The 13,674-nt window shown below is 55.9% G+C and carries 13 protein-coding genes and 1 pseudogene; 8 read left to right on the top strand and 6 right to left on the bottom strand.

Going from position 1 to position 13,674, the window contains the following annotated elements; all coding sequences use genetic code 11:
• Positions 1-2 precede the first annotated feature (2 nt).
• The 3 genes from coaD to VOI23_RS04340 form a co-directional block, all read right to left on the bottom strand.
• Positions 3-497 (bottom strand): pantetheine-phosphate adenylyltransferase, encoded by a 495-nt coding sequence (coaD, locus tag VOI23_RS04350; protein WP_323782105.1) that lies wholly within the window; start codon positions 495-497, stop codon positions 3-5.
• Between the two features lie 93 nt (positions 498-590).
• Complete coding sequence (locus tag VOI23_RS04345; RefSeq protein ID WP_323782103.1) at positions 591-1,025, bottom strand: CBS domain-containing protein; 435 nt, start codon at positions 1,023-1,025, stop codon at positions 591-593.
• A gap of 58 nt (positions 1,026-1,083) precedes the next feature.
• On the bottom strand, positions 1,084-1,974 hold the full coding sequence (locus VOI23_RS04340; protein WP_323782101.1) for a LysR family transcriptional regulator: 891 nt from the start codon (positions 1,972-1,974) through the stop codon (positions 1,084-1,086).
• A gap of 104 nt (positions 1,975-2,078) precedes the next feature.
• Between VOI23_RS04340 and VOI23_RS04335 the strand changes: the two genes are divergently transcribed.
• The 3 genes from VOI23_RS04335 (at position 2,079) to VOI23_RS04325 (ending at position 4,594) form a co-directional block, all read left to right on the top strand.
• On the top strand, positions 2,079-3,578 hold the full coding sequence (locus VOI23_RS04335) for a CoA-acylating methylmalonate-semialdehyde dehydrogenase (RefSeq protein WP_323782100.1): 1,500 nt from the start codon (positions 2,079-2,081) through the stop codon (positions 3,576-3,578).
• Between the two features lie 81 nt (positions 3,579-3,659).
• Positions 3,660-4,079 carry a hypothetical protein gene (locus tag VOI23_RS04330; protein WP_323782098.1) on the top strand — a complete coding sequence of 140 codons (420 nt, stop codon included), beginning with the start codon at positions 3,660-3,662 and terminating at the stop codon, positions 4,077-4,079.
• An 89-nt stretch (positions 4,080-4,168) separates the two neighbouring features.
• Positions 4,169-4,594: a hypothetical protein gene (locus VOI23_RS04325; RefSeq protein ID WP_323782096.1), complete on the top strand. Its 426-nt coding sequence runs from the start codon at positions 4,169-4,171 to the stop codon at positions 4,592-4,594.
• 74 nt (positions 4,595-4,668) lie between these two features.
• Here the strand turns inward: VOI23_RS04325 and VOI23_RS04320 are convergent, their stop codons facing one another.
• Positions 4,669-5,130 (bottom strand): DsrE family protein, encoded by a 462-nt coding sequence (locus VOI23_RS04320; RefSeq protein WP_323782094.1) that lies wholly within the window; start codon positions 5,128-5,130, stop codon positions 4,669-4,671.
• Between the two features lie 158 nt (positions 5,131-5,288).
• Between VOI23_RS04320 and VOI23_RS04315 the strand changes: the two genes are divergently transcribed.
• The 5 genes and pseudogenes from VOI23_RS04315 (at position 5,289) to VOI23_RS04295 (ending at position 9,910) form a co-directional block, all read left to right on the top strand.
• Positions 5,289-6,422 (top strand): carboxylate-amine ligase, encoded by a 1,134-nt coding sequence (locus VOI23_RS04315; RefSeq protein ID WP_323782092.1) that lies wholly within the window; start codon positions 5,289-5,291, stop codon positions 6,420-6,422.
• Between the two features lie 168 nt (positions 6,423-6,590).
• Positions 6,591-7,736, top strand: coding sequence for an acyl-CoA dehydrogenase family protein (locus VOI23_RS04310; RefSeq protein ID WP_323782090.1), 1,146 nt, complete (start codon positions 6,591-6,593; stop codon positions 7,734-7,736).
• Positions 7,733-8,683: pseudogene (locus tag VOI23_RS04305) on the top strand (enoyl-CoA hydratase/isomerase family protein); the annotation flags it as partial. The gene VOI23_RS04310 and the pseudogene VOI23_RS04305, both read left to right, overlap by 4 nt.
• Before the next feature lie 96 nt (positions 8,684-8,779).
• Positions 8,780-9,652 carry a 3-hydroxyisobutyrate dehydrogenase gene (mmsB, locus tag VOI23_RS04300; protein ID WP_323783681.1) on the top strand — a complete coding sequence of 291 codons (873 nt, stop codon included), beginning with the start codon at positions 8,780-8,782 and terminating at the stop codon, positions 9,650-9,652.
• A 69-nt stretch (positions 9,653-9,721) separates the two neighbouring features.
• Positions 9,722-9,910 (top strand): DUF2892 domain-containing protein, encoded by a 189-nt coding sequence (locus VOI23_RS04295; protein WP_323782087.1) that lies wholly within the window; start codon positions 9,722-9,724, stop codon positions 9,908-9,910.
• A 64-nt stretch (positions 9,911-9,974) separates the two neighbouring features.
• On the opposite strand, the gene VOI23_RS04290 is transcribed toward VOI23_RS04295, so the two are convergent.
• Together VOI23_RS04290 and VOI23_RS04285 are read right to left on the bottom strand one after the other, a co-directional pair.
• Positions 9,975-11,387 carry a sigma-54 dependent transcriptional regulator gene (locus tag VOI23_RS04290; RefSeq protein ID WP_323782085.1) on the bottom strand — a complete coding sequence of 471 codons (1,413 nt, stop codon included), beginning with the start codon at positions 11,385-11,387 and terminating at the stop codon, positions 9,975-9,977.
• Positions 11,388-11,417: 30 nt separating this feature from the next.
• Positions 11,418-13,598 (bottom strand): ATP-binding protein, encoded by a 2,181-nt coding sequence (locus VOI23_RS04285; RefSeq protein WP_416376502.1) that lies wholly within the window; start codon positions 13,596-13,598, stop codon positions 11,418-11,420.
• Positions 13,599-13,674: the final 76 nt, after the last annotated feature.

Raw genomic sequence — 13,674 nt, 5'->3', positions numbered from 1 at the left:
CCTCACTTATCCAGTTTGGCTCGCAGCTTCTCCTTTACGTTTGGAGTGACGAATTTCGTAATATCGCCGCCGAGCCGTGCTATTTCCTTGACCAGTTTCGAGGCAATTGCCTGATGTTTTGCTTCGGCCATCAGGAACACTGTCTCGACTGAACTGTCCAATGCACGGTTCATGCCAACCATCTGGAATTCATATTCGAAGTCTGCAACGGCCCTCAGACCTCGCACGATCATCTGCGCGCCGACATCATGGGCGCAGTTGATCAAGAGGTTCTCAAACGGATGAACCACGATTTCCACGCCGGTTTCCTGCTGCAACTGCGAAATTTCCATTTCGATCATTTCAACGCGTTCTTCCAGCGTGAAAAGCGGTCCCTTGTCGCGATTGATTGCAACCCCAACCACCAAACGATCGACCAACGTAGCAGATCTGCGAATAATATCGACGTGACCCAATGTTATTGGATCGAACGTGCCCGGATAAAGGCCAATGCGCATGGAAGTTCCCCCTTCAAACGCAGTGTTTCAAGTTGAGAGCACGCAATAATATTGCGCCGCAGAATGCAAGGGAGAATAACGCAATTCGCTGCGTCAATGCCCCATGATCATCCCTTCGAGCGCATTTCGTTCCATCGAAAGTTCTTCTAGCCGCGCTTTAACCACATCCCCGATGGTAACAATCCCGATCAGCACACCATCTTCGACAACGGGCATGTGCCGGAACCGTCCGTCGGTCATCCGGGTCAGGACATGATCGGCGTTGTCGTTTCGGGTGCAGCAGACCGGATTGCGGGTCATCAGGTCTTCGACATTTTCCTGCATACACATCGCGCCTTTCACGGCCAGCGCCCGCACGATATCACGCTCGGAAACGATGCCCTCGGCGTCTTGACCATCCTTCGATACAATGACCCCCCCGATCCTGCGCTCCGCCAATATCTGCGCCACATCCGAAATCGGAGTCCCCGGTTTTACCGTCACGACACCGTTGTCGCCTTTCGCTTTCAGGATTTGATGGACAAGCATGGCGGGCCTCCTCCGCAATATTATTACTTCCCCAGCGTCACCCAGCTGCGACAACCTGTCAAGTCATGGCTTCAAGCCGGGCCACTTCGGCACGCAATCCATCGCCGAGCAGAACCGCGAAACGGTTAAGTCGTTCCAGCCGCCGGTCATCGGCATGACGGATCAGATAGAAGCTGCGCGTCAGGCTAAGCTCGTCGGTCAGAACCTTGCGAATCCCGCGCCCAAACGGGATGGCAAAATCATGCACGATTCCGACCCCACAAGCATTGCGCACCCAGTTGAACTGAACCGAAACCGAATTCGAAGCCAGATTGACCAAATCAATGCCGACTTCACCAAGGTAATCCAGTTCCTTGTCGAAAATCAGATCAGGAATATAGCCAATAACGCGATGGTCTTTCAGATCCTCGATTCTGGTGATCTTGGGGTGCTTGATCAAATATTGCCGCGCGGCGGCCAGGTGCAGTTTGTAATCGGTTATCTTTTGTACGGTCAGCCGACCCGCAGCCGGGGGACTGACCCCGATGGCCATATCTGCTTCGCGTTTCGACAGGTTGAACACGCGTGGCAGCGCAACAATCTGCACTTCAAGGTTGGGATTTTCATCCATGATGTTGGAACAGACCTGCGGCAACAGGTAGTTGGCGCAGCCATCTGGTGCACCGATGCGTATCTGGCCTGACAGGTCGCCCGCTTGTCCGGCCAATTCCTCGACCGCACCGGCCATTGCCTGCTCGGCGCGTTCTGCATGGGCCAGAAGCCGCTGCCCGGCATCCGTCATGGCATAACCCTGCGGCGATTTTCCAAAAAGAGGCGCGCCGAGTTCTTCTTCCAGTCGTGCGATACGTCGCCCCACCGTGGCTGGGTCGACCCTTAATTCTCGCCCTGCCGCCGATAGACTTTCAAACCGCGCGACGGCCAGAAAAACCTTTAGATCATCCCAGTTCATCTTGCCCCACTCTGCATTATTGCAAAACCTTTTTGATCTTTTCTGCCTTTTCAGGCGAAATTTGCAAGCCTATTGTAGCGCCAAACCCAAAATGGAGGTGTGCTATGCAAGAAATTCATCACTATATCGATGGTGCCGAAGTCAAAGGGACTTCGGGACGCTTTTCCGATGTGTACAACCCGGCCACTGGCGAAGTTCAGGCCAAAGTGTCGTTGGCGACCAAGGCCGAACTGGATGCAGCGGTAGAAAAAGCCGCTGCGGCACAAGTCGCATGGGGGGCAACCAACCCGCAGCGTCGTGCCCGCGTGATGATGAAATTCGCCGCGCTGATCAACGAAAATATGGACAAGCTGGCCGAAGTTCTGAGCCGCGAACATGGCAAGACCCTGCCCGACGCCCGTGGCGACGTACAGCGTGGTCTGGAAGTGGTCGAAGTCTGCATCGGCGCCCCCGCCATGCTGAAGGGCGAATACATGAACGACGGCGGCCCGGGCATCGACCTGTATTCGATGCGTCAGGCGCTTGGCGTTGTTGCCGGCATCACCCCGTTCAACTTCCCCGCCATGATCCCGCTGTGGAAAATGGCGCCGGCGCTGGTTTGCGGTAACGCGATGATCCTGAAACCATCCGAACGCTGCCCGACCACTTCGCTGATGCTGGCCGAACTGCTGCAAGAAGCAGGTCTGCCCGATGGCGTCTTGCAGGTCGTCAACGGTGACAAGGAAGTCGTCGATGCAATCCTCGACAATGAAACCATTCAGGCGGTGGGTTTTGTCGGTTCAACCCCGATTGCACAGTACATCTACGGCCGCGCAGCCACCAACGGCAAGCGCGCCCAGTGCTTCGGCGGTGCCAAGAACCACATGATCATCATGCCCGATGCTGACATGGACAAGGCCGCCGATGCGCTGGTCGGCGCCGGTTTCGGCGCAGCGGGCGAACGCTGCATGGCGATCTCGGTTGCGGTTCCGGTCGGCGACAAAACCGCCGACGCGCTGATCGAACGTCTGATCCCGCGCATCGAAGCGCTGAAGGTCGGCCCCTACACTGCTGGCGACGACGTCGATTTCGGCCCGGTTATCACCGCCCAGGCCAAGGATCGGATCAACGGACTGGTCAATAGTGGTGTGGATCAAGGCGCCAACCTGGTCGTCGATGGTCGCGACTTCAGCCTGCAGGGCTATGAGGACGGTTTCTTCGTTGGCCCGTCGCTGTTCGACAACGTCACGCCGGACATGGACATCTACAAAGAAGAAATCTTTGGCCCGGTTCTGAGCCAGGTGCGCGCCAAGTCCTATGACGAAGCGCTGGATCTGATCATGAAGAACAACTACGGCAACGGCACCTCAATCTATACCGCCGACGGCGACACCGCGCGCGATTTCGCCGCCAAGGTGAATGTCGGCATGGTCGGCATCAACTTCCCGATCCCGGTTCCGCTGTCCTACTTCACCTTCGGCGGATGGAAGAAGTCGGCCTTCGGCGACCTGAACCAGTATGGTCCTGACGCGTTCCGCTTCTACACCAAGACCAAGACTGTAACCGCACGCTGGTTCTCGGGCATCAAAGACGGTGGCGAATTTGCCTTCAAGGCAATGGATTAATCTGCAACTCTGAATAATTTTCTGAAGGGGGCGTGTTTCACGCCCCCTTCACTATTTGTTTTTACCCGATAACATTATTTCATGTCCGTCAGCTTTCGCATCATACCGCCACAAGGATTGGTCTTTGTACGCTACGAAGGCACAATTACCGCCGCTGAAAGCTTCGCCGCGTTCAATGACTACGCGCACCACCCTGATTGCCGTCCGGGTCAGAAACAGCTGGTTGATCTTGCCCGGGTCACCGGATTTGACGAAGATTTTCCCAAGCTGATGGAATTGCAGGCGCGCAAGGCCGACGTGTTCCTTGCGGAAGGAACGCAAACCTTGGCCGTTTATCACGCGCCGTCCCCCGCAACGCACAAAATCGCGCAAATGATTCAACGCAGTTGGGAACCTTTTCCCGGCGTTATCGCGGTCATTCAGGAAAATGAAGCCGATGCTCTTTCGATCCTTGGTATGCAAATGACGAGTTTCGAACAGCTTCTGGAACACACGGCATGAGCCGACTTGCCTATCGTCGAAGCAAAGTTCAGCACTACGAATGACGATTGGAACAACAGCCAGTCGTGCAACGAAACTAAGGGTGCCAGATGCCAGCAAGATACAAATTCCTGCCCCAATATGGCTGTCTCTATCTTAGATTCGAGGAACCCTTCCTGTTCGGCAAGGCCGACGACTTGGTGGCTGCGTTCACTGCGGATCAGGAATTCGAACGCATCCATAGGATCATTTTTGATTTGTCCCGGCTGACGACGATCAAGATCGACGTGACGCGAAGTTCCGACAAGGTCGCAAAGGTCGGCAGCAATTTTCCCCGTGAAGGAGGCAGTATCGCCGTTCTGGCGCCCACCGAAACCAGCCTGTCAATGGCCGAATTGCTACGCGGATTATGGGCAAGTCACCCTATGGTAACTTATCAGGTATTTTCATCCGACACCGAATTACTGACCCATCTGGAGATCGAGCAAGAAATCTGGGACGGGCTAACGGACGAGGCTTTGAATACTGGTCTATAAATCGCTTTTCTAACGGTTACGACACATATTCCCCCGGCGCGTACGCCGGGGTAGTTCCAGTTTCGAACCTGCAATTACCAGGATAACGTTTTCATGTTCGGATCGAACAAGAACTTTTCAACAACCGGCCAAGTGCCCATGGTGACACCGTCGATATAGTCATCGAGCGACAGTCCTGCTGCATTCGAACAGGCCTGACACATGATCACCTGACCGCCATCAGAAATGAAATCTTTCAACATGTCTTGGATCGACTTGTCGGCCTCACGCATCAGGCCCGGCAAATTACTGGGTCGTTTCTTGTCGGCCAGATAAACGCCACGCACATTCAACCAGATCACGACGGGCTCATGCCCGTTTTTCAGCGCCTTTGCATGGGCGAAATGGATCGCTTTGGCGGCGGCCCAGGTATCATCGGTGGTCAGGTTAACAAACAGTCCCGGCTTGGCGTCTTGGGCAGAGACCTGTTGAACCGGACCGAAAAAGGCCAGCGTCATCAGCGCCATGGTCAAAAATAACGTTGTGATTCTTTTCATAAAAAACTCCTTGGTTGCAAAAGGAACTTCTACAGCGGCAAACGGGCACTCCATGATCCACATCAAAATATTCCAAATTCAGAATTTTACAGCAGTTGCACGGCTAAGACGACCGTGGTCTAGTCGACCTGTCACAGAGACAAACGGGAGCCCCGTATATGTCGATCCCCGAACCGGATTTCACCATCGGTGTTGAAGAGGAATATCTTCTTGTCGATCTGGAAACACTTGACCTGGCGACCGCGCCGCCTGAATTGATGGCCCGTTGCGGCACCGAGCTGCAAGGCCAGTTCAGCCCGGAATTTCTGGATTGCCAGGTGGAAATCGGCAGTCGCGTTTGCGTCGATGTGGCCGAAGCGCGCGAAGACCTGAAACATCTGCGTTCGACAGTGGCGCGGGTGGCAAAAGACTACAATCTCGCGCCGATCGCGGCCTCTTGCCATCCGTTTTCGGATTGGCGCGATCAGCATCACACAGACAAGGAACGCTACAACCATTTGCGTGACGATCTGGCTGGTGTTGTGCGGCGCATGTTGATCTGCGGTATGCATGTCCATGTCGGTATCGCCTACGAAGATCAGCGTATCGACCTGATGAATCAGTTGAAATATTTCCTGCCACACCTTTTGGCGCTCAGCAGTTCATCGCCGTTCTGGCAGGGCGAAGATACCGGTTTATCCTGCTATCGCCTCACCGTGTTCGACAACCTGCCGCGCACCGGCTTGCCGCCGCAATTCGACAGTTGGTCCAGTTTCGAACGATCCGTCCATGCGTTGGTTGATATGGGACTGATTGAGGACGCTTCGAAAATCTGGTGGGATCTGCGCCCCTCATCGCGGTTTCCCACCATCGAATCGCGGATTTGCGATGTCTCCCCCCGGTTGGAAACCACACTGACCCTTGCTGCTTTGATCCAGTCTCTGACCCGAATGTTGTGGCGGTTGTCACAGAAAAACCAGCGTTGGCGCATCTATGACAATTTCCTGCTCTCGGAAAACCGCTGGCGGGCACAGCGATACGGAACCGAAGCAGGTCTGATCGACTATGGCGCGCATGAAATCGTCCCCTTTGATATTCTGGTGGAGGACTTGATAAGTCTGGTTGCCGAAGATGCCGCCGCGCTGAATTGCACCGCCGAGGTGGAAAATGCCCGATCCATCCTGACCCGGGGAACCGCAGCCCAGGTGCAAAGACAGATATATCAGGACGCCATCCATGCCGAAGACACTCCGCAGGATGCCCTGAAACGCGTTGTCAAACATCTGGTCGAAGAATTCCACGCCGATCTCTAACCGTGACAACTTGTAGTAAAGCATTGCACAAAACCGCGCATATCGGGGTCTTCAGAAACTGTCTGTAGGCCTCAGACAAACTCTGGTGAAGTTTGCAAAACTTCTGTAGGATTTCATAATTAAACATACGTTCAATAACGTCGAAATACGCCATCTTGGAGGAGACGAATGGATTTCGCATTGACCGAGGAACAGACCGCCATATTCGACATGGCGAAAGCGTTCGGCGAAGAAAAAATCGCCCCCTTCGCTCAGGACTGGGAAAGACAAGGAACCATCCCCAAAACCCTTTGGACCGAGATCGGTGCACTGGGTTTGGGCGGTATTTATGTGTCGGAAGAAAGCGGCGGATCGGGGTTGTCGCGGTTGGATGCCACGCTTATTTTTGAAGCGTTGTCGATGTCCTGCGCGTCGGTCGCGTCCTTCCTGTCGATCCATAACATGTGCGCCAAGATGCTCGATGCTTTCGGCAGTGACGACGTGAAAGCCCGCTATCTAACCCCTGCGATTAGCATGGACACGGTTTTGTCCTACTGCCTGACCGAACCGGGATCGGGCAGCGACGCGGCCGCCCTGAAAACCCGTGCCGAACGCAGCAATGACGGTTATGTGCTGAACGGCACCAAAGCCTTCATCTCGGGCGGCGGCTATTCGGATGCGTATGTTGTGATGTGTCGCACCGGCGACGATGGGCCGAAAGGCATTTCCACCGTAGTGGTCGAGGACGGCAATGACGGTCTCAGCTTTGGCGGGCTGGAAGACAAGATGGGTTGGAAAAGCCAACCCACCCGTCAGGTCCAGTTCGACGATTGCAAAGTGCCCGCAGACAACCTCGTCGGCGAGGAAGGCAAGGGTTTCAAATACGCGATGATGGGGCTTGATGGCGGGCGGCTGAACATTTCTGCCTGTTCATTGGGCGCGGCGCAGTCGGCACTGGACAAGACCCTGACCTATATGGGTGAACGCAAAGCCTTCGGCAAACCCATCGACCAGTTTCAGGCACTGCAATTCCGTTTGGCTGATATGGAGACCGAGCTGCAAGCCGCCCGCACCTTCCTGCGTCAGGCAGCGTGGAAACTGGACCAGGGCACGCCGGACGCGACCAAGTTCTGCGCTATGGCGAAACGTTTCGTCACCGAAACCGGGTCGAAGGTCGCCAACCAGTGCCTGCAACTGCATGGCGGTTACGGCTACCTGGCCGATTACGGCATCGAAAAGATCGTCCGCGATCTGCGGGTCCATGAAATTCTTGAGGGCACCAATGAAATCATGCGCCTGATCGTGGCGCGTCAATTGCTGAGCGACCGCGCATGAGTGACATTTCCATCCGTATCGAAGGCCGGGTCGGTCATATCACCCTGACCCGGCCCAAAGCTCTGAATGCGCTGAGCTATGACATGTGCATGGCGACCGAAAAGGCGCTGGACGCTTGGCGGGAAAATGACGATGTCGCAGTGATCGTGATCGACGCAGAAGGCGACAAAGCGTTCTGTGCGGGCGGCGACATAGCCGAGATGTATCGTACCGGAATCGCGGGCGATTACAGCTATGGTCGCAAATTCTGGCGTGACGAATACCGGATGAATGCCAAGCTGGCGGAATATCCCAAGCCAATCGTCAGCCTTATGCAGGGTTTCACGATGGGCGGCGGCGTCGGGCTTGGCGGTCATGTCAGCCATCGTGTCGTTTGCGAAACATCGCAGATTTCGATGCCGGAATGCGGCATCGGTTTCGTGCCCGATGTTGGCGGCAGTTTCCTGCTGGCCCGCGCGCCGGGCCGGTTGGGAGAATATCTGGGCCTGACAGCCGCGCGGATGGGCCCTGGCGACGCGATCCATGCGGGATTTGCCGATCATTACGTCCCGCAGGACCGCTGGCCCGATTTAATCGCCCGTCTGGCAGAAACAGGCGACATCAAGGTATTGCCTGATATGGCATCCCCTGCCCCGGACACCCCGTTGGCCGCGCAACAGGACGATATCGACGCCCTGTTCGGCGGCGAAGCCTTGCAAGACATTTTGAATCTCCTGCGCGCATCGGACAGTGATTTCGCGGCCAAGACGCTGAAAACCCTGATGCGCAACGCCCCGCTGTCGATGGCGGTGACAATTGAGATGATCCACCGTTTGCGCGGCCCGTCGCTGACCATCCGCAAAGCGCTGGAAATGGAATATCGCGTCTCGCACCGGATCATGGAGCATGGCGATTTTCTCGAAGGCATCCGGGCACAGATCATCGACAAGGATCGCAATCCGCAATGGCGTTATGATCAAGACAGCCTGCCAGCTATCGCCGTTTCGAAAATGCTGATGCCGCTGGGCCAAGACACACTGAGTTTCGAGGAGGAGGAAAAGACCATGAAGATCGGATTCATCGGGTTGGGCAATATGGGCGGGCCGATGGCCGCCAATTTGATTAAAGCGGGACATGAGGTAACCGGCTTCGACCTTGCCGCGCCCATGCCCGAAGGCGTCAGTAAAGCCGCCAGCGCCGCAGCCGTAGCGGATGGCGCAGACGTTGTCATCACCATGCTGCCAAACGGCGAAATCCTGCGATCCGTCGCAGAAGAAATCATCCCGGCGATGCAACGCGGTGCAGTACTCTGCGATTGCTCTACCGTCGACGTGGACAGCGCCCGCGCCGTGGCCGAAAAGGCCGAGGCGGCAGGTCTGGGCGCATTGGACGCGCCGGTTTCAGGCGGTGTCGGCGGCGCGACCGCCGGCACCCTGACCTTCATGGTCGGCGGCAGCGAGGACGCGTTCAACACCGTCAAGCCGCTCTTTGACATCATGGGGCAGAAGGCGGTGCATTGCGGCGCCTCGGGCGCCGGACAAGCGGCCAAGATTTGCAATAACATGATCCTGGGCGTCACCATGATCGCCACCTGCGAAGCCTTTGCCCTGGCTGACAAACTGGGGCTGGACCGGCAGAAGATGTTCGATGTGGTTTCAACATCTTCCGGCTATAGCTGGACGATGAATGCCTATTGCCCTGCCCCCGGTGTCGGGCCGCAATCGCCGGCAGACAACGACTACAAACCTGGCTTTGCCTCAGAGTTGATGCTCAAAGACCTGCGGCTGTCGCAAAAGGCGGCGGAATCAGCGGATGCCGACACGCCGATGGGCGCACTTGCCAAAGCGCTGTACGAGCAATTTGTTGAAAACGAAGACGGTCGAGGGACCGATTTCAGCGCCATGTTGCCCCGGTTTGAAAAACGCGGTCACGATTGATCCATATCATATTCCGACCTTGGCAATTTGCTCTAACCTGACTTCGAAAGTTATCATTGGAGCTTTGAGATGTTTGGAAAGAATATTGGTACCATTGACAAGGTTCTGCGAATTGTCATCGGTGCGCTTCTGATCGCAGGGGCGTTGATGGGCTATGGCGTGTGGATGTGGATCGGGGTAATCCCCTTGGTCACAGGACTGATGGGAAGCTGCCTGATCTATTCGATCCTTGGAATATCCACCTGTCCCAGGAAGTAGCTCGGATACCGGCCTAGCACGGCTCATATTGAGGCCCCGCCCTTGGAAAAAGGCGGGGCCGTTTTTATTCGGTCTCTTCTTCCATCTTTTCCACCCGCGCCACCCGGGCACCGGATTTGCTGGTTGTCACAACCCCCAGCGATTTCAGTTTGCGGTGCAACGCGCTGCGTTCCATCCCGACGAAATTCGCAGTGCGGCTGATATTGCCGCCAAAGCGGTTAATCTGAGTCAGCAGATATTCACGCTCGAACACCTCGCGCGCTTCGCGCAGCGGCAAGGTTGCCAAACTGCCGGTCAGCACGACCCGGTCTTCTTCGGAGGTATTCTCTTCGCTGGCAGGCAATTCCTTGGCCTCGATCGGACCGCTGCCTTCGCCCAGGATCAAGACCCGTTCGATAAGATTGCGCAGCTGGCGCACATTGCCCGGCCACACCATCGTTTGCATCAACGCGGCGGCATCCTCGCTCAGGACACGCTGCGGTAACCCTTGGGATTTGTTCAGGCTTTCGATGAAATGCGCGGCCAGAACCGGAATATCTTCCCGCCGCTCCTCCAACGACGGCACCGCGATCGGCACCACATTAAGGCGATGATACAATTCCTGCCGGAACCTGCCGGCGGCTATTTCGGAATCAAGATCCCGACTGGTGGATGAAATCACCCGCAGATCGACTCGCACCTTGTCAGATCCACCGACGCGCTGAAATTGCGGGTCTACCAAAACGCGCAGGATTTTTGATTGCGATCCGGGTGGCATATCTGCCACTTCGTCGAAGTAGATCACGCCGCCATGGGCCTGTTCCAGCAGTCCCGGTTCGACACCGCGCTCGGGGGTTTCGCGACCAAAAAGGACCTCTTCCATCCGTTCCGGTTCGATAGAGGCGCAGCCCACCGTTACAAATGGCCCGTCGGATCGGTTGGAATGCGCGTGAATAAAGCGCGCTGCGACTTCCTTGCCGACGCCCGACGGCCCCGACAGCATCACCCGGCCGTTGGATTTGGTCACCTTTTCCAATTGCCCGATCATCGCCCGGAACGTCGCTGAATTGCCGATCATTTCTGAGTTCTGGGAATCGTTTCGGCGCAAAATCTGATTTTCCCGCCGCAGTCGCGCCGTTTCCATAGCCCGCCGGATAACCACCAAAAGCTGATCAATATTGAAGGGCTTTTCGATGAAATCGTAAGCCCCCTGTTTGATCGCCGCGACCGCGATTTCTATGTTGCCGTGGCCGGAAATGATCACCACGGGGACATCCGGATTGTCTCGTTTGACGGTCTTGAGAATATCAATTCCGTCCATTTGGCTGTCCTTCAACCAGATATCAAGGATCAGAAGCGACGGCGGCTCGCTATTGATTTCGCTCATCGCCTCGTCGGAGGTACCGGCCAGACGTGTCGTGAAACCTTCATCCTGAAGAATATCCGAGATCAGCTCCCGGATGTCCTTTTCGTCATCCACGATCAAAATATCACTCATATCGTCCTCAAATGCGTCTTGTTATTCCGCTTATTCTGCGGCCTTGTCCAAGGTTTCGCTCAGCGAAATCCGGATCACGGCCATTGCACCCATATGGGCATCGGAGTCGTCGGGATTGAACACAGGTGCATTCTCAAGGCTGAGTGTGCCACCATGTTCTTCGATGATCTTTTTCACAATCGGCAGCCCAAGTCCGGTGCCTTCCGACCGTGTGGTCACATAAGGTTCGAAAAGCCGGGTCCGGTCTTCGGGCAAACCGATGCCATTATCAGCAATCCTTAAGATGGCGCTGTGACCCTCAATTTCACTACTGACCTGAATGACCCCGTGATATTTTTTCAGATCCTTTGAATTTACATAACTTTCAATGGCTTCACCGGCGTTCTTTAACAAATTCGTTAGCGCCTGATGTATCATGGTCGAATCCAGTTCGGCCAGCAATGGATCTTCGATCAGATCAGTGATGATTTCGACATCCGGTTGACCAGATTGCTGAAGCAGGATTGCATCCCGGATCAATTGCGTCAGGCTTTCCGGGCGGCGTTCGGGTTCCGGCATACGGGCAAATTTCGAAAACTCATCAACAATGCGCCGTAAATCATTGGTCTGACGCACAATAACTTCGGTTAGTTGTTCCAGGCTTTCGGCCTCTACCGGGTCCAGATGGCGGCTAAATTTACGTTTGATACGTTCCGCAGATAGCTGGATCGGGGTCAGCGGGTTCTTGATCTCATGCGCAATGCGCCGCGCCACATCGCCCCACGCGGCCATCCGTTGAGCCGCGACAAGATCGCTGACATCGTCAAAGGCGACAACATAGCCTTCCAATTGGCCATCTTCGTTGAACCGGGGGGCCATTCGAACCAAAAGATTTTCTAACCGTCCGCCCCGGGACACTTTGATTTCGTCCTGAACCGTTTGTAAACCACCCTGCTGCAACCGCTCGAACAGGGCGCTGAATTCCGGCACCGTAACGGAAAGCGACAGCAATTGCTGGTCCTCGTTCCAATCAAGCAAGCGTTCTGCCGACCGGTTGACGAAGGTCACCCGCCCGTCGGCGTCCAGCCCAACCACGCCCGAAGTGACCGAACCAAGCACAGAGTCAAACAGCCGCCGTCGGCGTTCAATCTGGTGGTTGGTTTTCAGCAGCGTATCGCGCTGCCCTTTCAACTGGCGAGTCATCTGGTTGAAATACCGGCCCAGCATGGCGATTTCGTCGTCGCCCTCCTCCTCGACCACCTGCACATCCAGATCGCCCGCGCCAACCCGTTGTGCTGCCCCGGTCAACCGACCGACCGGGCGCGACAAACGCTCTGCAAACCACAGGCCCAGCCAGATCGCCGCAAGGATCAAGATCACCGCAAAACCCAGATAGATTAGGCCGAATTCAAACAGGACCCTGCCCCGTTCGCTTTCCAATTGCTGGTAGAATTGCGCGGTTTCCTGAGTATCGTCCAGCAGACTCAGCAGTTCACCATCAACGGCGCGGCTGACATAGAGAAAGCGGTCGGCAAAAGCATCGAGCCGTACCAGAGCACGGAATTCGTTATTGGCCCAGTCCTCAATGATCTGAACGCCTTCGGAACTGGCCAGTTCGATCTGTTCTGGTGTCGGTTTCTCGAAATCGAAAAGATAGGACCGGTCGCCACGGGCACGGATTTCACCGGTCCCGTCGATCACATACGCTTCACGCAAGCCGCGCTGAATCTGTGTTTGCCCAGATGTCAGCACTTGGCGGATATCGGCATCGGTAATGAAGAAGGTCGTTTTTCCGGTCTGGTTGATATGCGCCGCCAGCGCTTCGACATCGACGGTCAAATCGCGTCGGTGTTCGCCCTCATAGGCCTGCGCCGCTTCCAGCGACGTACCAACCACCTGCCTAACCCGGTCTGAAAACCAGCCCTCAAGCCCGATATTGACGGTTAATGCGGCAAATATGGCCACCGTGACGGTCGGAAGCAGCGCCAAAATCGCAAAGACGCCGGTCAACCGCAGGTGAAGCCTCGATCCGGCCGATTTAGCCCGCCGCGCCGAAATAAGAGCCACGATCCTCTGCAGCACCAGCGCAGCCACCAACAAGACATAGACGAAATCGGCCAGCAGAATCATCCGCAGACTGGTCGAGGCCGCCCCCTGATCCAATGGTCCCAGAATCAAGAAGGTTGCGATCGTCAGAACCGGCCCCAACACCACCAGCCCAATCGTGGCCATGGTTTGAACCCGACGCTGACGCCGCAATCTGCTGATTTTCGCCCAGCCGCGTTTTCTATGTGCCCGGGTTGCCACC

It is taken from the genome of Thalassovita sp., assembly GCF_034670005.1.
Lineage (GTDB): Bacteria > Pseudomonadota > Alphaproteobacteria > Rhodobacterales > Rhodobacteraceae > Thalassobius.
This window is presented reverse-complemented; position numbering and strand designations above follow the sequence as displayed.

Excerpts from the sequence above, each read along its gene's own strand:
- coaD (WP_323782105.1), bottom strand. The coding sequence starts at position 497 with ATGCGCATTGGCCTTTATCCGGGCACGTTCGATCCAATAACATTGGGT.
- VOI23_RS04345 (WP_323782103.1), bottom strand. The coding sequence starts at position 1,025 with ATGCTTGTCCATCAAATCCTGAAAGCGAAAGGCGACAACGGTGTCGTG.
- VOI23_RS04340 (WP_323782101.1), bottom strand. The coding sequence starts at position 1,974 with ATGAACTGGGATGATCTAAAGGTTTTTCTGGCCGTCGCGCGGTTTGAA.
- VOI23_RS04335 (WP_323782100.1), top strand. The coding sequence starts at position 2,079 with ATGCAAGAAATTCATCACTATATCGATGGTGCCGAAGTCAAAGGGACT.
- VOI23_RS04330 (WP_323782098.1), top strand. The coding sequence starts at position 3,660 with ATGTCCGTCAGCTTTCGCATCATACCGCCACAAGGATTGGTCTTTGTA.
- VOI23_RS04325 (WP_323782096.1), top strand. The coding sequence starts at position 4,169 with ATGCCAGCAAGATACAAATTCCTGCCCCAATATGGCTGTCTCTATCTT.
- VOI23_RS04320 (WP_323782094.1), bottom strand. The coding sequence starts at position 5,130 with ATGAAAAGAATCACAACGTTATTTTTGACCATGGCGCTGATGACGCTG.
- VOI23_RS04315 (WP_323782092.1), top strand. The coding sequence starts at position 5,289 with ATGTCGATCCCCGAACCGGATTTCACCATCGGTGTTGAAGAGGAATAT.
- VOI23_RS04310 (WP_323782090.1), top strand. The coding sequence starts at position 6,591 with ATGGATTTCGCATTGACCGAGGAACAGACCGCCATATTCGACATGGCG.
- mmsB (WP_323783681.1), top strand. The coding sequence starts at position 8,780 with ATGAAGATCGGATTCATCGGGTTGGGCAATATGGGCGGGCCGATGGCC.
- VOI23_RS04295 (WP_323782087.1), top strand. The coding sequence starts at position 9,722 with ATGTTTGGAAAGAATATTGGTACCATTGACAAGGTTCTGCGAATTGTC.
- VOI23_RS04290 (WP_323782085.1), bottom strand. The coding sequence starts at position 11,387 with ATGAGTGATATTTTGATCGTGGATGACGAAAAGGACATCCGGGAGCTG.
- VOI23_RS04285 (WP_416376502.1), bottom strand. The coding sequence starts at position 13,598 with ATGGCCACGATTGGGCTGGTGGTGTTGGGGCCGGTTCTGACGATCGCA.